This window comes from Micromonospora chalcea, from assembly GCF_028768405.1.
GTDB classification, from domain to species: domain Bacteria; phylum Actinomycetota; class Actinomycetes; order Mycobacteriales; family Micromonosporaceae; genus Micromonospora; species Micromonospora chalcea.
This window is the reverse complement of sequence record NZ_CP118233.1, coordinates 5,712,962-5,736,734: the sequence shown is the minus strand read 5'-3', so window position 1 is coordinate 5,736,734 and position 23,773 is coordinate 5,712,962. Positions and strand designations below refer to the sequence as shown.

Here is a 23,773-nt window from a genome sequence, read left to right as displayed (position 1 = left end):
AGACTGTCGTGGAGAGCTTCAGGTGCGCCTCGTGCGGGCAGGACATCAAGCCCGCCGTCGTCTGCCCGCACTGCGGCGCGCACCAGCCGCAGTGGGCCGAGCACCTGGCCGACATCGAGCGCTCGATCGCCGAGATGAAGGCCCGCGACGCCGAGATCGCCCGGGAACAGCGGCAGATCGCCGCCAAGATGCAGGCCGCCCTCTTCCAGCGGGACATCCTGGCGCACGCCGGTGAGGAACGGGTCCGGCAGGCCACCCGGCCGCGCCGGGTCCTGCGCCGCCGGCCCGGCCGCCGCCCGCCCACCGCCGCCACCGGCGCGCCGCCCCGGGTGCCCCGCCAGGGCACCTCGCCGCCCGGGCCGCCGGAGGACCTGCCTCCGTCGCCGCCGCGCGGTCGCCCCCGCTGGCTCGATGCGGACGACCCGGAGCACCCGCCCGAGGCGTCCTCGCGCGAGGTGCAGAACATCCCGCTGGGGCTGGGCGCGCTCCTGCTCGGCGTCGCCGCGGTGGTCTTCGCGGCGGTCGCCACCAGCTCGATGGACGCGCTGGCGCGTCTCGGCGTACTGCTGGTGGCGACGGCGCTGATGCTCGTCGCCCCGCCGGTCCTGGCCCGGCGCGGGCTGACCTCCACCGCCGAGACCGTCGCCGCGGTCGGGTTGCTGCTGGTGCCGCTGGCCGGGTACGCGCTCTGGGCCGTGGACCGGATCGGCGGCGACGGATCAGGTGCCGCGTTCGCCGGGACGATCTTCCTGGTCACCACGCTCGTCGCCCTGGGGTACGCGTACGGGACGGGTCTGCGCGCGCCACGCTTCGCCACAGTGCTCGCCGCCCAGCCGGTGCTGCCGCTGCTGGCGTACGAGCGGATCACCGGGCCGGTCGGCTGGGCGCTGGTGCTCACCGTGGTGGCCGTGCTCGACCTCGCGCTCGTCCGTTCCGCTGTGGTACGTGAGCGGCCGGTCCGGCGTGACCTGCCCGCCACCGCGCCGACCCCGCCCGTCCCGCCCCGGCAACGCGCCGACGAGGACCGGCCCGAGTCGGCGCCGGAGGAGGCCGGCGAGGTGCTCGGCGGGGACGCTCCCCCGGAGCCGGCCGCCACCGCCCGGCCGGTGCCGTGGCTGCCCGAGCTGACCTGGCTGCTGCACGGCGTGGCGGTCGCTGTCGCGCTGGCGTACGCGGTCACCGGCCTGCTGCGCGCCGCCACCGTCCCGCCGGCCGCCGCATCGGGCGCGGTGCTGCTGCTCGCCGCCCTGGTCGCGCTGGCCGGCACGCTCGTGCTGCGCCGGCCGCCGCTGCCCGATGTCGGCGCCGGCATCCTCACGCTCGCGGTGATCGGCGCACTCGGCCGGGTCGCCTCGGTGGCCCTGCCGGGCCGGTCCCTGCTGCTGATCTCCGCCGTCATCGCGCTGACCGGGCTCGCCGTCCGGGCAGTACCGGAGGCGGCCCGGCGGGGTCCGCAGCTCGCGTCGGCGGTGGCGCTCACGGTCAGCGGCCTGGTGGTCGCCGGTGGCGCGCTGCGCGCCGGGCTGGCGCCGCTCCGGGCCGCGCTGCCGGCCTGGTCGGCGGACCTGAGCGGATGGCACGCCGAGCTGGCCCGGGCGGTCGGCCCGACCGGCTGGCAGCTCGCCGCCAGCGCGCTGCTGCTCACCGTCGCCGCCGTGATCGCGCTGCCGCCCGAGATCCGGCGTGAGTTCGCGGTGGTCGGCGCGGCGCTCACCGCGCTCGCCGTACCCGCGTCGCTCGGCCTGGGATGGGCGGCGGCCTGCTGGCCGATGCTGCTGACCGCGGTCGTCGTCGGTGTGCTCGGGCTGAGCGCCGGCACCGAACGCGCGGCGGTGACACACGCGGTCACCGCGGCCGGGCTGGGCCTGATCGGCGCCGGCGCCGCGCTCGCCCGGCCGGCGCTGACCGCCGCGGCGCTGACGCTGCTCTTCCTGGCCGGCGCGCTGGTCTCCCTCGCCCCTCGGGTCCGGCTCGCCGCCGCCGCGACCGACACCGTCTGCGCCTGGGCGGCCGGCGGCGCGGCGTTCGCGCTGCCGGGCGCCGTCGCCGCGTTCGTCGCCGCCACCGCGCCGACCCCGCCGATCGCCACTCCGGCGAACCTGCGCGAGATCACCGTGCCGATCCTCGCGGCGAGCTTCCTCGCCGTCTGCGTCACGCTCGGCTACGCCGCCCTGGTGCAGGTGGCGCAGCGGCACCTGAGCATTCCGCACGCGCTGGGCACCGTGCTCGGCACGGTGGCCGTCGCCGCCGCCGCGTTCGGCGCGCCGGGCGCGACCTCGGCGGACGCCTGGGTGGGCAGTCTGCTCCTGGTCGCCGCCGCGCTGCTGGCGCTCGCGCCGCGCATCGACGCGGGACGCCGCGCCGACATGTCCCTGGACGGGTCCGACCTGGCCCTGGCCGCCACCACCGTGGCGCTCGTCGCCACACTGGCCCGGATCGCCGCGGTGCTCGCCCCCGGCGGTCAGCTCGTGGTGGCCTCCGCGCTGGTGCTGCTGGTCGCGGTGGCGGCCCGGGCGCTGCCGGAGGAGTGGCGGCGCGGACCGATCCTCGGCATCGCCGCCGGTGGCCTGCTCCTCGGCCTGATCGCCGCCTGGAGCGCGCTGCGCGGCGGGCTCGGCGTGCTGGCCACCCCCGGCCCGATCTGGGCCGGGGACCTGAGCGGGTGGCCGGCCGCGCCGACGGGCGGGTCGACCTGGCAGGCACCGGTCGCGCTGGTGCTGCTCGCGGTGACCGCCGCCGTCCTGCTGCCCGCGCCGTGGAAGTACGACGTTTCTGGCCTGGCCGTCGTGCTCGCCACGGTGGGCGCGCCGGCCGCGTTCGAGTTGCCCTGGTGGTCCCCGGTGGTGGTGGGCGCAATGGTGGCCACTGTCTACGGCATGGCGGCCGTGGCCGCTGTCGATCCCCGGGCCTCGCTGTCCCGGGCCACGGTGGCCGGTGTGGTCGCGCTGCACGCGGCCGGGGCGGGACTGGTCCGCCCGGGGACCACGGCGCTGGCGCTCGGCAGCATCGCGCTGATCGGGGCGACGGTGGCCGCCCTGGCCCGTACGCTCGCGCCGTCGCTCGTGGACGACGTACGCGCCGAGGGCATGCCGCCGCACCTGGTGCAGGTGGGCGGCGCAGGCGCGGGCGCCGCGGTGGTCGCCCTGCCCGGCGCGGTGGCCGCCCTGGCCGCCGCGTTCGGCCACCCGCCCCAGGTGGTGCTGACCGCCGCGCTGGCCGCCACCAGCATCGGTCTGGCCGCGATCGCGGCCGCGCGCCGGTACGTGCCGCAGTACCTCCCGTTCGCCAGCGTGGCGGTGGTCGGCGCGGCCACCGTCACCGCTGCCGCCGCGCTCGCGGTCGGCCTGCCGGCGGGCGTGTTCGCCGCCGCCGCCGCGCTGCTCGGCGTGCTCGCCGAACTGGTACGGGCCGCCACGGTCCCGCCCGCCGGCTCGGCCCGGCCGGTACGCCGCTGGACCGTCCTGCTGAACGGGGCGATGCGACGTGACCCGGACGATCCGGTGCTGCGCTGGCGGGTCAGCCCGGCCGCCGGCGCGCTCGCCGCCGCGGCGTTGCCCACCGCGCTGGCGCTGGCCACACTGGCACCCGCGCTTGTGGTGGCGTTGTTCTCGCCGTTCGCGGTGCTGAGCCGGGTGTGGCAGGGGCCGCCACCGGAGCTGCTGACCCCGCCGGCGAACGCGGTGAATCCCACCCACGTGCTCACCGCGCTGCTGCTCACAGTGACCGCGGCGCTCGCCGCCACCGGGTTCAGCGGGGGCCGGCGGTCCCGTGCGGTGCCGGTGATCCTGCCCGGGGCGGCGGTCACGCTGCTGATCACGCCGGTGGCGCTCGGCCGAGGCTGGCCGGTGACCGCGCTGGCCGCGCTGGCGGTGTTCACCATCTCGATGCTCGGCCTGGCGCTGACCCCACCGCCGGCGCTGGCCGAGCCGGGCCGGTCGATCCGGGTGGCCCGGGTGCTGGTCTTCGCCCTCGGGCTGGCCGCCGGTGGCGCCGGGCTGGCCGGCAGCCTCGCCACCAGCGACCTGACCGTGTTCACGCTCGGCGGCGCGGTGGGCGTGGGCGCCGTCGCCGCGCTGTTCGGCACCACCCAGCGCGCCCGCATCCTGGGCTGGCTGTTCGGCTCGCTGATGGCGCAACTCTTCGTGCTCACCGTCGGCCTGAAGTCCGGGCTCGCCGCGGTCTGGTCCGCCTTCGGGGTACTCGCGGTCGGCGCGGCGTTGCAGGTCTTCGCCGCCACACTGCCCCGGCTGCGCCGCCCCGAGGCGTACCGGGAGGCGGCCACCGTCGAGTGGAGCGGCTTCGGGGCGGCGCTAATCGCGCTGGCCCTGGCGTACGACTCGCCCCGGCACATCGCCGCGCTGCTGGCCGCGTGGGGCGCGGTCCTCGGGGTGGCGGCCACCCGTCCGGGGCGGCGGCCGATGGAGCGCAACCTGCTGTTCTGGGCGGTCGTGGCCTGCGAGATCAGCGCCTGGTGGATCCTGATGCGGGTGGCCGACGTGGCGCTGCCGGAGGCGTACACGCTGCCGTTCGCGGCGCTCGCCCTGCTGGTCGGGGTGCTGCAACTGCGCCACCGGCCCGACCTGTCGAGCTGGGTGGCGTACGGCCCGGCGCTCGTCACCGCTTTCCTGCCCACGCTTGCGATCGTGATCGCCACCGACTCCAGCATGCTGCGCCAGGTGCTGCTGCTACTCGGCGCCGTCGCGGTGCTCATCTTCGGCTCGACCAGCCGGCAGCAGGCCCCGGTGATCGTGGGCGCCGCGGTGACCGCGATCGCGGCCGTGCACGCGCTGTTCAGCCTCGGCCCGTGGCTGGTGCTGATCCCGGTCGGCATCGTGCTGCTGGCGCTGGGCGCGAGCAACGAGCGTCGCCGCCGCGCCCAGGAGCGCCTGCAGACCGCGCTGCGCGGCATGCGGTGAGCCGATCGGGCCTGGCGGTGCCGGGCCCGCCCGACTCACGCCCGACGCCGGGCCGCGTGCCCGCCGGTCCGCGGCACCTCACCCGGCCGGTCCGCGGCACCCTGCCCGGCCGGTCCGCAGCGCCCTGCCCGGCCGGCTCGCGGCGTCTCCCCGGCCGTTCAGTCCGGTCACACTCCGTGTCGAAGTGCCGGGGCGGGCGGGCACCTCTCTGCCGACTTTGCTCTGCAGCCACGGAGGCAACGGTCGCCCACCGTGACGAGTGCCGCTGCGGAGCCAATTTCGAGGAAACGCAGAACCGCAGGTCAAGGCCGCGCCGCGTCGATGGCTGCAGAGCAAAGTCGGCGGAGGGCACAAACAGGCCCGCCCAGCTGGTCACGCTCAGCAACCAACCGAGTTAAGCACGAAGAGTGACGAACGGTCAGGTGAGGGAGGCGCGCAGCGCGGCTTCCTTCTCGGCGACCAGATCCTCCAGGCTCGCCTGGTAGGCGGCCATCCTGTCGCGCAGCACCGGGTCGGCGGCGCCCAGGATGCGTACCGCCAGCAGGCCGGCGTTGCGGGCGTTGCCGATCGAGACGGTGGCGACCGGCACACCGGCCGGCATCTGCACGATGGACAGCAGCGAGTCCATCCCGTCCAGGTACTTGAGCGGCACCGGGACACCGATCACCGGCAGCGGGGTGACCGAGGCGACCATGCCGGGCAGGTGGGCCGCCCCGCCCGCGCCCGCGATGATCACCTGAACGCCCCGGCCGGCGGCGGCCCGGCCGTACTCGATCATCTTGCCCGGGGTGCGGTGCGCCGAGACCACGCCCACCTCGTACGGCACGCCGAACTCGTCCAGCGCCTCGGCGGCGGCCCGCATGACCGGCCAGTCCGAGTCGCTGCCCATGATCAGCCCGACGGTGCTCATCAGTGCCCCTCCTGGAGCCAGCGGGCGGCACGCGCGGCCCGGGCCCGTACGTCCTCAAGGTCGTTGCCGAGCACGGTGACGTGCCCGATCTTGCGGCCGGGGCGGACCTGCTTGCCGTACAGGTGGACCTTGGCCCCGGGCTCGGCGGCGAACAGGTGGTGCAGCCGCTCGTCGATGGAGATGCCGCCCGGCCCGCCGCCGAGCACGTTCGCCATCACCACGACCGGCGCGGTCAGCGAGGTGTCCCCCATCGGGTAGTCGAGGACCGCCCGCAGGTGCTGCTCGAACTGCGAGGTCCGGGCCCCCTCGATGGTCCAGTGCCCGGAGTTGTGCGGCCGCATGGCCAGCTCGTTGACGACCAGCCCGGACGGCGTGTCGAACAGCTCCACCGCGAGCAGGCCGACCACACCGAGCGCGGTCGCGAGGTCGATGGCGAGCTGCTGCGCGGCGACGGCCTGCTCCTCCGGCAGGTCGGGCGCGGGCGCCAGCACCTCGACGCAGATGCCGTCGCGCTGCACCGTCTCCACCACGGGGTACGCGGCGACCTGCCCGAACGGCGACCGCGCCACCTGCACGGCCAGTTCCCGGCGCAGCGCCACCCGTTCCTCGACCAGCAGCGGGGTGCCACCGGCGAGCAGCGTGGCGGCCAGCTCACCGGCCGCGCCGGCGTCGTCGACCATCCAGACGCCGCGCCCGTCGTAGCCGCCCCGGGCGGCCTTGAGCACCACCGGCCAGCCGGTCTCCTCGCCGAAGGCGATCAGGTCGGCCGGGGACTCCACCGGACGCCAGGCCGGGTTCGGCGCGCCCAGCTCACCGAGCCGTTCCCGCATCACCCGCTTGTCCTGCGCGTGCACCAGCGCCTCGGCCGGCGGGAACAGCTTCACGCCCTCGTCGGTCAACGCGCGGATGTGCTCGTTGGGCACGTGCTCGTGGTCGAAGGTGACCACGTCGCAGCCCTTGGCGAACGTACGCAGCGCGGCCAGGTCGGTGTGGTCGCCGTACTGGACGTCGGCGGCGACCAGCGCGGCGCCGTCGTCCGGGGCGAGCGCCAGCACGCGCAGCGACTGGCCGAGGGCGATGGCGGCCTGGTGGGTCATCCGGGCGAGCTGGCCGCCACCCACCATGCCCACGACGGGGAGACCGGTACGGGAGTCCATAGCGCCGCCAGCCTATAAGGGCCGGTGCCGGGCCGGACCGCGAGGGCGGCCCGGCCCGCTCCGCTCAGCCGAGCTGCGCGACCAGCTCCTCGACGCCGGTCACCGGCCGCTGGCAGACGAAGCCCCGGCAGACGTACGCGGCGGGCCGCCCGTCGACGAACGGTCGTCCGGCCAGCAGCGGCACGCCGGGCTGGTCCGGGGCGCCGGCCACCACCACCGCGCCGGGCGGGGCGTGGCGCCGGGCAGCGGCCACCAGCGGGTCGCCCTCCGGGTCGCCGGTCGCCACCGCGATCTCGTACGGCCCGGACAGCAGCGCCTCGCCGACAGTGGCGGCATAGCCGGTGAACCGGGCGTGCCGGTCGACGATCGGCGCGACAGTCGACAGCGTCTGCTCGGCCGCCTCCCGGTAGCGGGTCTCCCCGGTCAGCGCCGCGTACGCCACGAGCGCCGCGACGATCGCCGAGCGGCCCGACGGGGTCGCGTTGTCGGTCGGGTCGGCGGGCCGGGTGACCAGGCGCTCGGCGTCGTCGGCGGTGTCGTAGAAGGCGCCGTCCGGGCCGGCGAACCGGGCCAGCGCCACATCGAGCAGCTCACCGGCCAGGCTCAGCCACCGCCCCTCGCCGGTGAGCTGGTGCATCGCGCAGAACGCCTCGGCGACGCACCCGTAGTCCTCCAGCACCCCGGCCGGCTCGCCCACGACCTTGTCCCGGGAGACCCGGCGCAGCCGCCCGTCCACCACGTGCACGGTGGCCAGGTGCTCGGCGGCGTCCCGCATCGCGCCGTCGGAGACGATCAGCACGCCGTCCATCAGGTTCGCGTCCTCGTCGTCCGGGGACACGAGCAGCGCGGCGACCTGCTGGAACTCGGCGATGGCGGTGATCGCGAGCCCGTTCCAGGCGGCCACCACCTTGTCGTCGCGGGCCGGCTGCGGGCGGGTGTCCCGGGCGGCGAGCAGCCGGCCCACCACGTCCTGCCACCGGGCCCGCACCGCCGGGTCGGCGTCGTCGACGTCCCGGGCCAGCCGCAGCACGCTGCTGCCGTGCTCGAACGTGCCCTCGGCGGTGACCTCGAACAGGTCGGCGGCGAACCGGCCGTCGTCGGCCCCCAGCACCTCGACGAGCTGGTCGGGCGTCCAGACGTAGGTGAGCCCCTCGACGCCGTCGGTATCCGCGTCCAGCGCCGAGGCGAAGCCTTCACCGGCCCGGTGCAGCTCGTCGGCGACGAACCGGGCGGTGTCCCGGGCCACCCGGCGGGCCAGCCCGTCGCCGGTGAGCCGCCAGAGCTGGGTGTAGACGCGCAGCAGCAGCGCGTTGTCGTAGAGCATCTTCTCGAAGTGCGGCACCGTCCAGTGGCCGTCCACCGAGTAGCGGGCGAACCCACCGGCGAGCTGGTCGTTGAGGCCGCCACGGGCCATCGCCTCGCAGGTGTGCCGGACGATCTCCAGGCTGCGCGCCGAGCCGGTGCGCTGGTGGTGCCGGAGCAGGAAGAGCAGGTTCATGTGCGGCGGGAACTTCGGCGCGCCGCCGAAACCGCCGTTCGTCTCGTCGTACTCCCGGGCGAGCTGGCTCACGGCGGCGTCGAGCAGGTCGGCGGTGAGCGGGGCGGTCACGCCCCCGACCGCCTGCGCGCCGCCGATCGCCTCGACCACGGCGGCGCCCTGGCGCAGCACCGCCTCGCGCTGGTCGCGCCAGGCGGTGGCGACCGAGCCGAGCAGGCGGATGAAGTTGGCGCGCGGGAAGTACGTGCCGCAGAAGAACGGGGTGCCGTCCGGCGTCGCGAAGACGGTCATCGGCCAGCCGCCCTGCCCGGTCATCGCCTGGGTGGCGGTCATGTAGACCGCGTCGACGTCGGGGCGCTCCTCGCGGTCGACCTTCACGCAGACGAAGTCGTCGTTCATCAGCCGGGCCACTGCCTCGTTCTCGAACGACTCGTGAGCCATCACGTGACACCAGTGGCAGGCTGCGTAGCCGACCGAGATCAGCACCGGCACGTCGCGCCGCTTCGCCTCGGCGAACGCCTCGTCGCACCACGGCCACCAGTCGACCGGGTTGTCGGCGTGCTGGAGCAGATAGGGCGAGGTGGCCTTGGCGAGTCGGTTCACCACCCGACCCTATCCACCATCGCCTTCCGACGCCGCCGGTGCGGCAGGGGTCAGGAAGCGCCGTCGGCGCGCAGCGGGAAGACGTTGTCCCGGGCGCCGTCGCGCAGCGACCCGAGCACCGCCGCGATCTTGTCGGCGGGCATCGGCTTGAAGAAGTGGTAGCCCTGGGCGGCTGTGCAGCCCAGCTCGGCCAGCGCGGTGCGCTGCTCGGCGGTCTCGACGCCCTCGGCCACGACCCGCAGCCCCAACTCGTGGGCCAGCCCGACGGTGGTCCGGACGATCGCCGCCGCCTCGGGCGAGTCGGCCATCCGGAGCACGAACGACCGGTCCACCTTCAGCTCGTCCACGGCGATCCGGGTGAGGAACGTCAGCGAGGAGAAACCGGTGCCGAAGTCGTCCACCGCGAGCTGCACGCCCATGGCGCGCAGCGTGGCCAGCACCTCGTCGATGATCTCCAGCTCGCTCATCACCACCGTCTCGGTGATCTCCAGGACCAGCCGGTGCGGCGGGACCTGGTGGCGGCGAAGCGCCTCGTCGATCTCGGCGGGCAGTCGCGGGTCGAGCAGGCTGCGCGCGGACAGGTTCACCGAGATGGGGACGTCCAGCCCGTCCCGCGCCCACGCGGACGCCACGGCCAGCGCCTTGTCCAGCACGTACCGGGTGAAGCTGCCGAGCTGCTCGCTGTTCTCCACCGGGCGGATGAAGTCGGCCGGGCCGAGCCATCCCCGGCGCGGGTGCCGCCACCGGATCAGCGCCTCCACGCCGGTCGGCGCGCCGGTGGCCAGGTCCACCGCCGGCTGCAACGCCAGGACCAGCTGGTCGTCGGCGGCCAGCGCCTCCCGCATCTCCGCGAGCAACGCCAGGTGGTCGGTGCTCGCCGCGTCGCGGGAGCTGTCGTACGCGGCGACGCTGCCGCCGCCCTCCTTCGCCTGGTACATGGCGATGTCGGCGCGCCGCAGCAGCTCGGTCAGGTCGGCCGCGCCCGCGTCGGCCACCACCACGCCCACTGCCACCTCGACGGACATCCGTACCCCGGCCACCTCGGTCGGGGCGGCGAGGCGTTCGGCGACCTCCCGGGCCTGGCGCAGCGCGTACGCCAGCGGGGCCGTCCGGTCCTCGACCATCGGCACCGAGGTCAGCAGCAGCGCGAACTCGTCGCCGCCGAGCCGCCCGAGCAGGTCGCCCGGCCGGGTCAGCGCGGCGAGGCGGCTGGCGGTGAGCCGCAGCAGCTGGTCGCCCGCCGAGTGCCCGAGCGTGTCGTTCACCTCCTTGAACTGGTTCACGTCGAGCAGCAGCAGGGCCACCGGGTGGTCGTGCGGGCGCTGCCGCAACGCCTGGTCCCCCTTGGTGAGCAGCGCCGCCCGGTTCAGCAGGCCGGTGAGCTGGTCGTGCACCGCGTCGTACGACGAGCGGGCGGTGACCAGCCGCAGCTCCCGATGCGTGGCGGCGTCGTGCAGGGCGGCGGCGAGCGCGTCCCCGAAGGCCGCCACGCCGTCGCGTTCCCGGGCGCTCGGCGGGGCGGACCGGGCGAACCGCACCCGCAGCCGGCCGACCTCGGCGGAGCCCACGACGAGCCGCCGCATCAACTCGTGCTCGGCGACGCCGGCGCACCCGGCGGGTTCCACCTCCCGGTCCCGGACCTGCCCGCCACGGTCGGCCCGGTACCGGCGCCAGCGTCCCTCGCCCCGGGCCACGTCGACCTCGACCAGTTCGGCGCCGAACAGCGTGAGCGCGCCGGTCACCGCGGCGGTCGCCACGCCCCGCTCGTCGAGCTGGTTGAGCGCGGCGGCGGCCTCGGCGAACGCCCGCCAGGTCCGGCGCTCCTGGTCGGCCCGCAGCCGGTGCCGGTAGGTCTGCTGGAGCAGCCAGAGCGGCGGCGGCAGGAGCAGCAGCCAGCGCGCGTCGAGTTCGAGAAGCGCGACGACCACCAGGCCGACCGCCACGTTGCCGACGAACATGAGCAGCTTGCCGCGCAGCGCGGCGAACAGCGGCGGCCCCATCGGGATGCCGTGCCGCAGCGCGAGCGTGACGGCGCCCAGGAAGGCGGTGGTGAGCAGGTACGTCACCGCGGCGGCGGTGAGCGTGAGCGCGAGTTCCGGGGTGGGCGCGGCGAGCAGCGGCGGGCCGAGGGCGGTCGCGACGGCCGCCGCGAGCGCGGTGGCGGCGGTGAGCGAGCCGGCGATCCCCGCCAGTTCCAGGGCCGGTCGACGGTCCGACACCACCGACATCACGGTCCAGGCGGTGCCCACGCCCAGCAGGGCGGCGGCCGGAAGCCATCCGGCCGGCACCAGCCAGAGGCAGACCACCAGCGCGGCCTCGCCCCAGGTGATGCTCACCATCCCCGAAGCGGTACGGAAGCGCAGCCGGGCGAGTTGGGCAACCGCGAACGCGACAGTGGCGATGCCGAACCGCGCCGGGCCGGGCAGCGGGTGGTCCACCGGGAGGTGTGGCGGGACGACCAGGCCGAGGACGGCGGCCAGCAGACCGGTGAACGCGACCGCGACGGTCAACACGACGACGCCCGTCGGCGTCCCGCGCAGGCCGACCCGGTCCGGGGGACGGTCGGCCGGCTCGGTGGTCACGGGGCCGCCCCGTCACCGGGCCGGGCGGAGGCATGGCCGGGGGCCGGTGCTGCCTTCGACATCGGCGTCCCCCTTCCGCGCAGGGTCCGGGGCCTGACGGTCCCCCCGGCGGAAGGCTAAGCCAAAGCCGGTGGTCGCAACAGGGGGCGACGACCGGCTTGGGCGTGATTCACGCGGTGTTCAGCTGTTCCGTCGCTGCTGGGAGCCGCTGGGCGTGTTCGTCGGTGAATCCTGCTCGACGAGCCCTTCTGTCGGATCGGCGACTGCGGAATCGGCCCGGCCCGGGGTGCCCTGGTGCGGGAAGCGGTCGGGCAGCCGGCGCAGCCGGGCGTTCATGTTGCGGATCAGCAGGACGGTGACGGTGGCCAGCGCAACGATGAGGAAGAGGCCCATCGGACCGGCCAGACCACCCGTGCGGGTGTCACCGAAGTTGTTCTGTGCGAGCACCTCGACGGTGGTCAGCATGGTGTTCCTCCGATGTGCGACTGCGCACCAGGGTAGACCCCGGCCCGGTCAGTGGGCACGGCACGCCTCCCGTACGCCCGCGAAGAGGTCGGACTCGGGCAGCGGGCTGTCCACCAGCGACCGGGCGAGTTGGAAGTCCTCCGTCGGCCAGGCGCGCTTCTGCAGTTCCATCGGCACCTGGAACCAGAACCCGTCCGGGTCGATCTGGGTGGCGTGGGCGCGCAGGGCGTCGTCGCGGACCGGGAAGTAGTCGGCGCACTCGACCCGGGTGGTGATCCGCGCACCCTTGTCGGGGCGCTCGTCCCAGCGCTTCATCCACTCGCCGTACGGCGATTCGAGCCCGGCTTCGAGCACCGCCTCGTGCAGGCTCATGATCTTGGCCCGGGAGAAGCCCACGTCGTAGTAGAGCTTGAGCGGCTGCCACGGCTCGCCCAGCTCGGGATGGCGCTCCGGGTCACCGGCCGCGTCGAACGCCGCCACGGTGACCTTGTGGGTCATGATGTGGTCGGGGTGCGGGTAGCCGCCCTCCTCGTCGTACGTGGTGACGACGTGCGGGCGGAACTGCCGCATCAGGCGCACCAGCGGCGCGGCGGCGACGTCCACGTCCTGCAGGGCGAAGCAGCCCTCCGGCAGCGGCGGCAGCGGGTCGCCCTCGGGCAGCCCGGAGTCGACGAAGCCGAGCCACGCCTGCTCGACGCCGAGGATCGCCCGGGCGGCGTCCATCTCGGCCCGCCGGATGTCACCGATGTTGGCCCACACGTCGGGGCGGTCCATCTTCGGGTTGAGCACGCTGCCCCGTTCGCCACCGGTCGCGGTGACGACGAGGACGTCCACCCCCTCGGCGACGTATTTCGCCATGGTGGCGGCACCCTTGCTCGACTCGTCGTCGGGATGGGCGTGCACCGCCATGAGACGCAGCTGTTCTGCCACCTTCGGCGCTCCTCGTCTGTGCCCGCCGACCACCCTCCGGTCGGCTGACCTGCCGGAATCTCCCCCCGCGCCCGCGAAAGCCCCCGTGACGGCCGGTCGGGGGCCGCCACCGGAGTGGCCAGGGCCACGCCCGCCGGTCCAGGCCGACCTGCCATCCTTGACTCAGCGCCGGGCTGGGAAGATGGACCTAGCCATTCTTGCCGATGCCGCCGACAACAACGCCAGGAGATACCCGCCGGTGAGCGAGACGCACGCCACAGTCGCCGCGGAGGCGCCGGTCTACCCGCCCGGCCGGTACGGCCGACGCCGGGAGCCGGGGCGCCGCCGGCCGGTCCTGCTCGCCCTGACGGTGGCGGTCCTGCTCGCCGTCCTCGGGCTGGGCGCGGCGAAGCTCTACTACCAGTACGGCGACCCGGAGTACCAGGGCGAGATGATCAGCTACTCCGACATCACCGACTCCCGGGTGACAGTCGACTTCCGGGTCACCGTGCCGCCGGGTGGCTCCGCCACCTGTCTGCTGCGGGCCCGCTCGCACGACGGCGCCCAGGTGGGCAGCATCGAGACCACTGTGAGCGCCGAGCCGGGCCAGCGCCACATCCGGACCCGCCAGGAGGTGCCCACGAGCGCCCGGCCGTTCATCGGTGAGGTGTTGCGCTGCCGGCCGGCCGGCTGAGCCGGAGCGCCGGCGAGCCGCCGGCAACCGCACCCCGGTCCCGTCGCCGGCACCGGGGTGATTGAGCACACCTCGACGTGTGCGGCACTGGTAGCCTTGCAAGTTCACCTGTCAGCCAGTCCGCACCAACCGAGGAGACCGCCTGTGTCCACAAATGGAAACGAGGCGCCCGCCACCTGGCTGTCCCAGGACGCCTACGACCGTCTGCAGGCAGAGCTCGACGAGCTGATCGCCAACCGGCCGGTCATCGCTGCCGAGATCAACGCCCGGCGCGAGGAGGGCGACCTGCGGGAGAACGGTGGCTACCACGCCGCCCGCGAGGAGCAGGGCAAGGCCGAGGGCCGCATTCTCTACCTCAAGGAGCTGCTGCGCACCGCCAAGGTCGGTGAGGCTCCGGACACCGACGCGGTGTCGCCGGGCATGGTCGTGACGATCTACTTCGACGACGACGCGGACGACAGCGAGACGTTCCTGCTCGGCTCCCGGGAGATCGCCTCCACCACCGACCTGACGGTGTACAGCCCCGAGTCCGCGCTCGGCCAGGCCATCCTCGGCGGCAAGGCGGGGCAGACCTGCACCTACACCGCGCCGAGCGGCGCCGATATCAAGGTGACCATCGTCTCCTTCGAGCCGTACAGCGGCTGACCTTCCGGACCCGCGCCGGATGGCTCGGGTCCCGAACCCGACCGAGGCTGACAGGCTCCTCGGACCCGAGCCGCACACCCGAACGCCCCGACCGGATCATCCGGCCGGGGCGTTCGCGTTCCGCTGTGACGTCGGTGTTCCACCGAGGGGCTCAGCCCTCGCCGGTGAAGACCACCTGGTAGCCGCTGGCCCGCAACGCGCTGATCAGGGTGTCCGAGTGCTCCACCCCGCGCGTCTCCACGGACAGGGCCACCTCCACCTCGCCCAGGCGCAGGTGCGGGTTGGCCCGCTGGTGCACCACGTCCACCACGTTGGCGCGGTGCTCGGCGATCTCGCCGAGCAGCGAGGCGAGCTGGCCGGGCCGGTCGACGCAGCGCACCGTGATCCGCAGGAAACGGCCGGCCGCCGCCAGACCGTGCTCGATCACCCGGAGCATGAGCAGCGGATCGATGTTGCCGCCGGAGAGCACCGCGACCACCGGCGCGGTCACCTCCACCGCGCCGGACAGCAGCGCCGCCACCCCTACCGCGCCGGCCGGCTCGACCACCTGCTTGCCGCGTTCCAGCAGCATCAGCAGCGCCCGGGAGATGTCCTCCTCGGAGACCGTGACGACGTCGTCGACGAGCTTGCGGACGTGGGTGAAGGTCAGCTCCCCCGGCCGGCCGACGGCGATCCCGTCGGCGATCGTCGCGAACGAGGGCAGGCGTACCGGCTCGCCGGCCCGCAGCGAGGGCGGGAAGGCGGCGGCGCTCGCCGCCTGGACCCCGATCACCCGTACGTCGGGACGCAGCGCCTTGGCCGCCACCGCCATCCCGGAGACCAGTCCGCCACCGCCCACCCCGGTCACGATGGTGCGCACGTCCGGGCACTGTTCGAGGATCTCCAGCGCGACGGTGCCCTGACCGGCGATCACGTCCGCGTGGTCGAACGGGTGGATGAACACCGCACCGGTCCGCTCGGCGAAGGTCTGCGCCGCGACGAGCGACTCGTCCACCGTGTTGCCGACCAGCTCGACCTGCGCGCCGTACCCCTTGGTCGCGGCGACCTTCGGCAGCGGCGCGTTCACCGGCATGAAGACGGTGGCGTGCGCGCCGACCAGCCCGGCGGCGAGCGCCACCCCCTGGGCGTGGTTGCCGGCGCTCGCCGCGACCACGCCCCGGGCCCGCTCCTCGGCCGAGAGGCGGGAGATCCGCACGTACGCGCCACGCACCTTGTACGACCCGGCGCGTTGCAGGTTCTCGCACTTGAGCCAGACCGGCCCGCCGAGCGCGGCGCTGAGCGGCCGGGACGGCTCCAGCGGGGTGGTACGGGTGACACCGCCGAGCAGTTCCCGCGCAGCTTGAACGTCGGCGAGACCGACCAGTTCCGTCATGCCCCGATCGTGCCACCCGGCCCCGGTGGGATTTGCGCCGACGTGGCCGACGGCGCGGGCGGAACCGACGCGACGGAAGCGGGCCGGTCGGGGTGCCCCGGCCCGCCCGGCTGACCCGGCCACGCCGACTGACCCGGCCACGCCTGCTGACCCGGCCACGCGGGCACGGCCCGGGCGAGCCGGTCCTGCTGGGCGGCGGAGATCCGGCGGATCAGCACGACGAACGCGATCCCGGCGACCAGGCAGGCCAACGCCGGCACCAGCCGGGGCGCGAGCGCCTCCTCGTAGTAGCGCACGTACGTGCCGAACTCCGCGTCGTTGCGGGGCAGCTCGGTCAACCGGTCGTACCGCTGCTGCTGCGCCTGCGCGACGAACCGGTCACCGATCAGGAACACCAGCCAGCTCACCCACCACACCCCGACCAGCCACGACTGGCGGCGCTGCCAGACGCTGTTCCGGAGCAGGTCGGCGAGCACCCGGGCCGGCACCACGAGGTTGGCGAACGGCACCAGCCAGCCGGCGATCGCCCACGCCGGGCTCAGGCTCGGCACGGCGCCCGGGAAGGCGTCCAGGTTCTTGCGCGCCCGCCAGGTCCAGATCACCACGAGCGTCCCCGCGGTCAGCAGGGCGAGCAGGTAGGGCAGGGTGAACAGCACCTCGACCAGCACCGCGCCGAGCAGCACGTCCCGGTCGAGCTGCTCGGCGGCCGAGCGGGCCATCCGCACACCAACCAGCGGGAACAGAGCCGTGAGCAGGTAGCACAGGGTGGCGGCGCCGACCGCGGACGCCCCGGCCACCGCCAGTCCGCGCACGCCGTACGTGGGCACGCCGGGACTCACGGCGGGTTGGCCGACGCGCGTACCGCAGCGCTGGCACTCCTCAAAGGCCGGGGACGTGGCGTCCCCGCAGGTCTGGCAGTTCATCGGGGACCGTCCGAGTTGGTGTGCGCGACAGGGTGCGCACACGCTAGACGATCACGCGGTGGCCGGCGACCCCGTTCCGACGCGGGGGTAGCCGGGGGCGTGCCGCGCCCACGGCGCCTGCATCTCGAACTGACCGGCCACGCCGAGCAGCAGCAGCTCGGAACCGGGCGGGCCGACGAACTGCACGCCCACCGGCAGCCCGTCCGGGCGGCGGCCGACCGGCACCACGATCGACGGCAGCCCGGCGATGTTCCACGGCGCCGCGTACGGGGCGTACCTGATGTTCGCCGACATGTTCGCCAGCCAGGAGCGGCCGGACCAGCCGGCGGCCTCCGGCGGCGGCCCGGCCAGCGCCGGGGTGAGCAGCAGGTCGATCGAGTTGTCCGCGAAGAAGTTCACCGACCGTTCGCGCCAGGCCGCCCGGTCGGCCTCCCGCACGTACCCCCGGCGCTGCGCCCACTCGCCGAGCGTGACGTGCCGGCGGCTGCGGCGCTGGAGCTGGCGCGGGGCGACCCCGGCGGCGCGCACGTCGGCGGCGGCCGCCGCGAACCAGGTGGCGATGCCCTGCAGGCCGAGCCGGGTCGGGTAGACCGGGTCGGTGGGCACGGTGTCGTGACCGGCGGCGGCGAGCAGGCGGCCGGCCGCGGCCACCGCGTCCCGGTTCGGGGCGTCCGGCGAGACGCCGCGCACCGGCGAGCGCAGCGAGACGCCGACCCGTAGCCGCGCCGGCGGGACCAGCTTGTCCGGCCGGCGGCCGGCCAGCACCGAGAAACCGACCACCGCGTCGGCCACGGTGCTGGTGAGCATGCCGTGCTCGGTCAGGCCGAACCAGTCGTCCGCGCCGAGCTGGCAGGGCACCACGCCCCGGCCGGGCTTGAGCCCGACCAGGCCGCAGCAGGCCGCCGGGATGCGGATCGACCCGAGGCCGTCGTTGCCGTGCGCCATCGGCACCAGCCCGGCGGCCACCGCGGCGGCCGCGCCGCCGGAGGAGCCGCCGGGGGTACGCGCCGGATCCCACGGGTTGCGGGTGGCAGCGGTGTCGTCGTCGGTGAGCGCCCACAGGCCCAGTTCCGGCATCCGGGTCACGCCCAGGATCACCGCGCCCGCTCCGCGCAGCCGCCGGACCACCTCGTGGTCGGCCTCCGCCACCGGTGTACGCATGGCGGCCGACCCGTTCCACGTGGGCAGGCCGGCCACCGGCGTGTTCTCCTTGACCGCCACCGGCACGCCGGCGAGCGGGAGGTTCGCCAGTTCCTCCTGCTCGTCGACCTTCTCCGCCTCGGTGATCGCCTCACCGCCGCGTACCGTGCGGAACGCGGCCAGGTCGGCGTCGACCCGGGTGACGTGATCCAGGTGGTCGGCGACGACCTGGGTGGCGGAGACGTCGCCACGGCGTACCGCCCGGGCGATCTGTTTCGCGGTCGCACCGACCCACGTCGTCGGCAAGATCTCCGGCACTGCCACCCTCCCCAGCCAGCGGTCAGCCCAGGGCCTGCTCCAGATCGGCGAGCAGGTCGTCGACCGTCTCGATGCCGACAGACAGTCGCACGAGATCGCCGGGAACTTCAAGCGGCGAGCCCGCAGCGCTTGCGTGTGTCATCCGGCCCGGGTGCTCGATCAGGGACTCGACGCCGCCGAGCGACTCGGCGAGCACGAACAGCCGGGATCGGTTGCAGATGTCCACGGCGTGCTCCTCGCCGCCCGCCGCGCGGAACGAGATCATGCCGCCGAACCGCCGCATCTGCTTGGCGGCCACCTCGTGGCCGGGGTGCGAGGGCAGGCCCGGGTAGATGACCTGCGCGACCTGCGCGTGGCCGTCCAGGTAGGCCGCGATCCGCTCGGCGTTGTCGCAGTGCCGGTCCATCCGTACCCCGAGGGTCTTGATGCCGCGCAGGGTGAGCCAGGCGTCGAACGGGCCGTTGATCGCGCCCATCGCGTTCTGGTGGTAACGCAGCTCCTCGCCGAGCGCCCGGTCCGCCGCGACGAGCGCGCCGCCGACCACGTCGGAGTGTCCGCCGACGTACTTGGTGGTGGAGTGCACCACCACGTCCGCGCCGAACGCGATCGGCTGCTGCAGGTACGGCGAGGCGAACGTGTTGTCGACCACCAGCAGCGCGCCGGCGTCGTGCGCCACGGCGGCCAGCGCCGCGATGTCGGCGATGCCGAGCAGCGGGTTGGTCGGCGTCTCCACCCACACGATCCGGGTGGCGCCCGGGCGGATCGCCGCGCGCACGGCGTCCGGGTCGGAGACCTTCGCCGGGGTGTAGTCAAGCCCCCAGCGCTCGGCCACCTTGGCGAACAGCCGGTAGGTGCCGCCGTACGCGTCGTCCGGGATCACCACGTGGTCGCCCGGCTTGCAGACGGTCCGCAGCAGCGTGTCCTCGGCGGCCAGGCCACTGGCGAAGGCGAGCCCCACCTGGCCGCCCTCCAGCGCGGCCAGGCACTCCTGGAGCGCGTCCCGGGTGGGGTTGCCGGAGCGGCTGTACTCGTAGCCCTCGCGCGGCGCGCCGACGGCGTCCTGGGCGTACGTGCTGGTCTGGTAGATCGGCGGAATCACCGCGCCGGTGCGGGCCTCCGGGGCCTGACCGGCGTGGATGGCGAGTGTGTCGAAGCCGTGCCTCATGCCGCAGACGTTAGTCCGCCCGCTTCCCCTTTGCTCCCGGTAGGCCGGGCGCGCCTGTCACAACCAGGACTCTGTCGGGGTGGTCGGCCATACTGGTCCGGTGAGTACGACCGAGGCGCTCCCCTCCCGCCTGCACGGCGTCGCCGACCGGATCCCCACGTCACTGGACGACCTCAAGGGGCCCGAGCGCGGCCGGGTCACGCTGCCGACCCGCCTCGCGTGGTCCGGGCTCAGCGAGTTCGACGTCGACGACAGCGGACAGCGGCTCACGCTCTACCGCACGCTGATGGACTGCGGGCAGCGCGAGGACATCGTCCGGTACGTCAACCCGGCGCTCCTCCGGCAGGACTGGTCCCGCATCCGCAAGCTGACCGCGCACCGGGTGATCCGACTCTGGGAGAGCAGAATGCCGGGCCTGGCAGCCTAGCCGTGGACGAGTTGCACACGCGCTTGCTGCACGTCGGATTCCGTGCGGGTGACGACCTCGGTCTGGTACTCGCGGGTGGCTACGCACTCGCCGCGCACGATCTCGTGAGCCGACCGTCCCGCGACATCGACTTCGCCACCGCAACCGCGTTGCCGCTGCCCCTCGTGGCGGCGCGGCTGGCCGAGGCGTACCGAGCCGGAGAATTCGGCTGCCGGGTCGTTGAGGCGACGCCGCGGATGGCCCGGTTGCTGGTCGAGGGGCAGGGTTTCGCCTGCGAGGTCGACCTCTTGAAAGAGGCGATCGGGCCGCCGGCGAGGTTGCAGATCGGCCCGGTGCTCGCGCTGGAGGATGCCATCGGCCTCAAGGTCAGGGCGCTTCACGACCGCGCCGCGCATCGCGACTACATCGACGTATGCGCTGCCAGCCGGATCGTGGAGTTCGCGGGACTCGAATCCTTGGGCGCCCAGCACACCGTCGCGTTTTCGCTTCACGAGCTGGCCGACCGACTCGGCGGGGTCGACGAGCTCGACGTGGAGACATTCGCCTCCTACGGTCTCGGCGAGGACGAAATCGGCGGACTCAGGCGCTGGGCCCGTCGGTGGGAGGCGGACATCCGGGCGCGCCTCGCCAACGGCGAGACCGGCCCGACCGGCATCCCCGACGACGACTGGGACGCCTACCTCGATCGCGCCTGACCTACGGCCGGTCTTCTCGTCGATCATGAGGTTGACGGTGGTCGCCGTCCGATTTGTCGCCGCCAACCTCATGATCAACGCTCGCCCGGAGGTGGGGTGGGCGGGCCGGGCCTAGGGTGGGCGGATGAGCGGGTGCGTGTTCTGCGGGATCGTGGCGGGCGAGGTGCCCGCGTTCCGGGTCACCGACGAGCCGGACGGGGTCGCGTTCCTGGACACCCGCCCGGTGTTCAAGGGGCACGTGCTCGTGGTGCCCCGCACCCACCTGGTCGCCCTGTCCGACCTGCCGCCCGACGCACTGCCCGGCTACTTCCGGCTGGTCCAGCGCATCGCCGTGGCGGTGGAGACCGGTCTCGACGCCGGTGGGACGTTCGTGGCGATGAACAACCGGGTGTCCCAGTCCGTACCGCACCTGCACACCCACGTGGTTCCCAGGACGAAGGGCGACGGTCTGCGCGGCTTCTTCTGGCCGCGTACCCGGTACGCAGGTGACGCCGAGGCCGAGGCGTTCGCCGGGCGGATCTCGGCGGCGCTGGCCTGACGTCGCGGTGGGCGGGTAAGGAACCGGGGGGCCACGCTGTTGCACACGCTGGGAAAGCCAAGAGAGGAGTCCCACCGTGTTCCTCCGCCGCATGAAGGCCGAGATGATCTCTCCTGACCAGGCCCTGCCGGGCCGCCCGATCGCGATGCCGATCGCCGACCGGCACGAGGTGCTGCCGTCGACGCTGAAGGGCCCGTTCCCCGAGGGCGCGCAGGTCGCTGTCTTCGGCATGGGCTGCTTCTGGGGCGCCGAGCGGCTGTTCTGGACCCTCCCCGGCGTGATCACCACGTCCGCCGGCTACGCGGGTGGCTACACCACCAACCCGACGTACGAGGAGGTGTGCTCGGGTATGACCGGGCACGCCGAGGTGGTCCAGGTGGTCTACGACCCGTCGAAGATCGCCTACGAGGACCTGCTCAAGGTCTTCTGGGAGAACCACGACCCGACCCAGGGCATGCGCCAGGGCAACGACGTGGGCACCCAGTACCGCTCGGCGATCTACACCATTACCGACGAGCAGGCCGCCGCTGCGAAGGCGTCGCGGGACGCGTTCGCGCCGATCGTGGCCCGGGCCGGCAAGGGTGAGATCACCACCGAGATCGCGCCGCTCGGCGACTACTACTTCGCCGAGGACTACCACCAGCAGTACCTGGCGCCGACGAAGAACCCGAACGGCTACTGCAACCACGGACCGAACGGGCTGAGCTGCCCGGTCGGCGTGGCCCGCACCGCCGGCTAGACCCCTCCACCGATCTTGGAGTTGTGGTGCCTGGCAACCCTCGCGAAACCGGCATCACAGGCACCACAACTCCAAGATCGCGGATTCCGGCTGCGGCTGGACGGGCATGCGGCGTTCCTCACAGCCGGCACGGGCCCGATTTTCCGGCATCCGCGCCCTGGGGGGCAGGAAGCGACGCTGTGCGCGGCAACCACGCTGCGTGACGGCGCATCGTAGCAAGCTGTCACACGTTCGTCATCGTCTCAACAGGCGAACCGAAACAACCTCTGGCAGCATTGGCTCGTATGTGCGGACTTGCGGGAGAGTTCCGCCGTGACGGTTCACGCGCCGATGTCTCGGCCGTGGAGCGGATGGCGGCCACGATGAGTGACCGAGGGCCCGACGACAGCGGCGTCTGGTCGCAAGGGCCGACCGCGCTGGGACACCGGCGCCTGAAGATCATCGACCTGTCCGCGGCGAGCGGCCAACCCATCGTGGACGCCGCCGCCGGGCTCACCGGTGTCTTCAACGGCTGCATCTACAACTACCGGGAACTACGCGCCGAACTGCAGGCCAAGGGCCACCTGTTCTTCTCGTCCGGCGACAGCGAGGTAGTGGTCAAGGCGTACGCCGAGTGGGGGCTCGACTTCGTCGACCACCTGATCGGCATGTTCGCGGTGGCGATCAGCGAGCGCGACACCGGCCGCCTGGTGCTGGCCCGGGACCGCCTCGGCATCAAGCCGCTCTACCTGGCCGAGAGCCCCGGCGTGGTCCGGTTCGCCTCGACCCTGCCGGCGCTGCTCGCCGGTGGCGGCATCGACACCACCATCGACCGGGTGGCGCTCGCCCACTACCTGAGCTTCCACAGCATCGTGCCGCCGCCGCGCACCATCCTCGCCGGCGTCACCAAGCTGCCGCCGGCCACGGTCCGGGTGTACGAGGCGGACGGCTCCACCCACGAGCGGGTCTACTGGGACCCGGCGTTCGGCCGCGCCGCCGAGCGGGCCGGCTGGTCCGAGCGGGACTGGCAGGACGCGCTGCTCGACTCGCTGACCACCGCCGTACGCCGCCGCATGGTGGCCGACGTTCCGGTGGGCGTGCTGCTCTCCGGCGGCCTCGACTCCAGCCTGGTGGTCGCGCTGCTCGCCGGCGAGGGGCAGGCCCGGTCCGGCCTGGCCACGTTCTCCATCGGCTTCGACGCGGTGGGCGGCCGGGAGGGCGACGAGTTCGTCTACTCCGACCTGGTCGCGAAGACGTTCGGCACCGACCACCACCAGATCCGGGTGCCCACCGGTGACCTGCTGCCGCCGCTGGAGGCCGCCGTCTCGGCCATGAGCGAACCGATGGTCAGCCACGACTGCGTCGCGTTCTGGCTGCTCAGCCAGGAGGTCGCGAAGCACGTCAAGGTGGTGCAGTCGGGTCAGGGCGCGGACGAGATCCTGGGCGGCTACCACTGGTACCCGCCGCTCGCCGGGGTGGACCGGGAGCAGGCGCTCGAGACGTACGCGAAGGCGTTCTTCGACCGCGACGCGGCCGGACTGGCCCGGGTGCTCAACCCGGCGTGGCTGGCCGACGGCGACCCGGCGCGGGAGTTCGTCGCCGCGCACCTGGGCCGCCCGGGCGCGCAGACCGCCGTCGACGCCGGCCTGCGGATCGACACCCAGGTCATGCTGACCGACGACCCGGTGAAGCGGGTCGACAACATGACCATGGCGCACGGGCTGGAGGCCCGGGTGCCGTTCCTCGACCACGAGTTCGTCGAGCTGGCCGCGAGCTGCCCGCCGGAGCTGAAGCTGGCCCAGGGCGGCAAGGGCGTGCTCAAGGAGATCGGCCGGCGGGTCCTGCCCCACGAGGTCATCGACCGGCCCAAGGGCTACTTCCCGGTGCCCGGACTCACCCACCTGGAGGGCAAGCTCCTCGACCGGGTACGCGACGCGCTCACCGCGCCCGAGGCGCGCCGTCGCGACCTGTTCCGCGCCGACTACGTCGACGCGCTGCTCGCCGACCCGAACGCCGAACTGACCCCGTTGAACGGAAACAAGCTGTGGCAACTGGGACTCCTGGAAATGTGGCTCCAGAGCCACGGAATCGACTGACC

The 23,773-nt window shown here is 74.0% G+C and carries 18 protein-coding genes; 8 read left to right on the top strand and 10 right to left on the bottom strand.

The genetic code is table 11. The annotated features are described in order from the left end of the window. The first annotated feature begins 8 nt into the window (after window positions 1-8). On the top strand, window positions 9-4,916 hold the full coding sequence (locus tag PVK74_RS25965; RefSeq protein ID WP_274477430.1) for an SCO7613 C-terminal domain-containing membrane protein: 4,908 nt from the start codon (window positions 9-11) through the stop codon (window positions 4,914-4,916). 418 nt (window positions 4,917-5,334) lie between these two features. Here PVK74_RS25965 and purE read toward each other — a convergent pair whose 3' ends face one another. The 6 genes from purE to mca form a co-directional block, all read right to left on the bottom strand. Then, on the bottom strand, window positions 5,335-5,826 hold the full coding sequence (purE, locus tag PVK74_RS25960; RefSeq protein WP_104114281.1) for a 5-(carboxyamino)imidazole ribonucleotide mutase: 492 nt from the start codon (window positions 5,824-5,826) through the stop codon (window positions 5,335-5,337). Beyond that, window positions 5,826-6,983, bottom strand: coding sequence for a 5-(carboxyamino)imidazole ribonucleotide synthase (locus PVK74_RS25955; RefSeq protein WP_209960072.1), 1,158 nt, complete (start codon window positions 6,981-6,983; stop codon window positions 5,826-5,828). Before PVK74_RS25955 ends, purE begins: the two co-directional genes overlap by 1 nt. 64 nt (window positions 6,984-7,047) lie before the next feature. After that, window positions 7,048-9,084, bottom strand: coding sequence for a thioredoxin domain-containing protein (locus PVK74_RS25950; RefSeq protein WP_274477429.1), 2,037 nt, complete (start codon window positions 9,082-9,084; stop codon window positions 7,048-7,050). Between the two features lie 50 nt (window positions 9,085-9,134). Continuing rightward, window positions 9,135-11,624, bottom strand: coding sequence for a putative bifunctional diguanylate cyclase/phosphodiesterase (locus tag PVK74_RS25945; RefSeq protein ID WP_274479322.1), 2,490 nt, complete (start codon window positions 11,622-11,624; stop codon window positions 9,135-9,137). A 222-nt stretch (window positions 11,625-11,846) separates the two neighbouring features. Then, window positions 11,847-12,131, bottom strand: a complete 285-nt coding sequence (locus PVK74_RS25940; protein ID WP_113972001.1) for a hypothetical protein — start codon at window positions 12,129-12,131, stop codon at window positions 11,847-11,849. A gap of 48 nt (window positions 12,132-12,179) precedes the next feature. Further along, complete coding sequence (gene mca / locus PVK74_RS25935; RefSeq protein WP_043326504.1) at window positions 12,180-13,061, bottom strand: mycothiol conjugate amidase Mca; 882 nt, start codon at window positions 13,059-13,061, stop codon at window positions 12,180-12,182. Window positions 13,062-13,299: 238 nt separating this feature from the next. Between mca and PVK74_RS25930 the strand changes: the two genes are divergently transcribed. Continuing rightward, window positions 13,300-13,734, top strand: a complete 435-nt coding sequence (locus PVK74_RS25930; RefSeq protein WP_043326506.1) for a DUF4307 domain-containing protein — start codon at window positions 13,300-13,302, stop codon at window positions 13,732-13,734. Window positions 13,735-13,878: 144 nt separating this feature from the next. Beyond that, window positions 13,879-14,379 (top strand): transcription elongation factor GreA, encoded by a 501-nt coding sequence (greA, locus tag PVK74_RS25925; protein WP_043326508.1) that lies wholly within the window; start codon window positions 13,879-13,881, stop codon window positions 14,377-14,379. 151 nt (window positions 14,380-14,530) lie between these two features. On the opposite strand, the gene ilvA is transcribed toward greA, so the two are convergent. From ilvA to PVK74_RS25905, 4 genes are all read right to left on the bottom strand, one after another. After that, the gene (ilvA, locus tag PVK74_RS25920) at window positions 14,531-15,751 is read right to left on the bottom strand and encodes a threonine ammonia-lyase (protein ID WP_043326509.1); all 1,221 of its coding nucleotides are present in this window, start codon (window positions 15,749-15,751) and stop codon (window positions 14,531-14,533) included. Next, window positions 15,748-16,578 (bottom strand): DUF4328 domain-containing protein, encoded by an 831-nt coding sequence (locus PVK74_RS25915; protein WP_274477428.1) that lies wholly within the window; start codon window positions 16,576-16,578, stop codon window positions 15,748-15,750. Before PVK74_RS25915 ends, ilvA begins: the two co-directional genes overlap by 4 nt. A gap of 147 nt (window positions 16,579-16,725) precedes the next feature. After that, window positions 16,726-18,138 carry an amidase gene (locus tag PVK74_RS25910; protein WP_043326513.1) on the bottom strand — a complete coding sequence of 471 codons (1,413 nt, stop codon included), beginning with the start codon at window positions 18,136-18,138 and terminating at the stop codon, window positions 16,726-16,728. Between the two features lie 16 nt (window positions 18,139-18,154). Further along, a complete protein-coding gene (locus tag PVK74_RS25905) occupies window positions 18,155-19,297 on the bottom strand; it encodes a cystathionine gamma-synthase (protein WP_274477427.1) in 1,143 nt (380 codons plus the stop codon). Between the two features lie 100 nt (window positions 19,298-19,397). On the opposite strand from PVK74_RS25905, the gene PVK74_RS25900 reads away from it, so the two are divergent. The 5 genes from PVK74_RS25900 to PVK74_RS25880 all read left to right on the top strand — a co-directional run bounded on the left by PVK74_RS25900 (window position 19,398) and on the right by PVK74_RS25880 (window position 23,771). Continuing rightward, window positions 19,398-19,724 (top strand): hypothetical protein, encoded by a 327-nt coding sequence (locus tag PVK74_RS25900; RefSeq protein ID WP_064447694.1) that lies wholly within the window; start codon window positions 19,398-19,400, stop codon window positions 19,722-19,724. A 2-nt stretch (window positions 19,725-19,726) separates the two neighbouring features. Beyond that, on the top strand, window positions 19,727-20,419 hold the full coding sequence (locus PVK74_RS25895; protein ID WP_274477426.1) for a nucleotidyl transferase AbiEii/AbiGii toxin family protein: 693 nt from the start codon (window positions 19,727-19,729) through the stop codon (window positions 20,417-20,419). A 124-nt stretch (window positions 20,420-20,543) separates the two neighbouring features. Continuing rightward, entirely contained in the window at window positions 20,544-20,957 is a 414-nt protein-coding gene (locus PVK74_RS25890) for an HIT family protein (RefSeq protein ID WP_043326522.1), read from the top strand. Between the two features lie 76 nt (window positions 20,958-21,033). Beyond that, entirely contained in the window at window positions 21,034-21,696 is a 663-nt protein-coding gene (msrA, locus tag PVK74_RS25885) for a peptide-methionine (S)-S-oxide reductase MsrA (RefSeq protein ID WP_274477425.1), read from the top strand. 284 nt (window positions 21,697-21,980) lie between these two features. Further along, window positions 21,981-23,771: an N-acetylglutaminylglutamine amidotransferase gene (locus PVK74_RS25880; RefSeq protein ID WP_274477424.1), complete on the top strand. Its 1,791-nt coding sequence runs from the start codon at window positions 21,981-21,983 to the stop codon at window positions 23,769-23,771. The last annotated feature ends 2 nt before the right edge of the window (window positions 23,772-23,773 follow it).

What these genes read in the sequence shown, in the direction of transcription:
- purE (WP_104114281.1), bottom strand. Translation starts at nt 5,826, where the DNA reads ATGAGCACCGTCGGGCTGATCATGGGCAGCGACTCGGACTGGCCGGTC.
- PVK74_RS25955 (WP_209960072.1), bottom strand. Translation starts at nt 6,983, where the DNA reads ATGGACTCCCGTACCGGTCTCCCCGTCGTGGGCATGGTGGGTGGCGGC.
- PVK74_RS25940 (WP_113972001.1), bottom strand. Translation starts at nt 12,131, where the DNA reads ATGCTGACCACCGTCGAGGTGCTCGCACAGAACAACTTCGGTGACACC.
- ilvA (WP_043326509.1), bottom strand. Translation starts at nt 15,751, where the DNA reads ATGACGGAACTGGTCGGTCTCGCCGACGTTCAAGCTGCGCGGGAACTG.
- PVK74_RS25905 (WP_274477427.1), bottom strand. Translation starts at nt 19,297, where the DNA reads ATGAGGCACGGCTTCGACACACTCGCCATCCACGCCGGTCAGGCCCCG.
- PVK74_RS25890 (WP_043326522.1), top strand. Translation starts at nt 20,544, where the DNA reads ATGAGCGGGTGCGTGTTCTGCGGGATCGTGGCGGGCGAGGTGCCCGCG.
- PVK74_RS25880 (WP_274477424.1), top strand. Translation starts at nt 21,981, where the DNA reads ATGTGCGGACTTGCGGGAGAGTTCCGCCGTGACGGTTCACGCGCCGAT.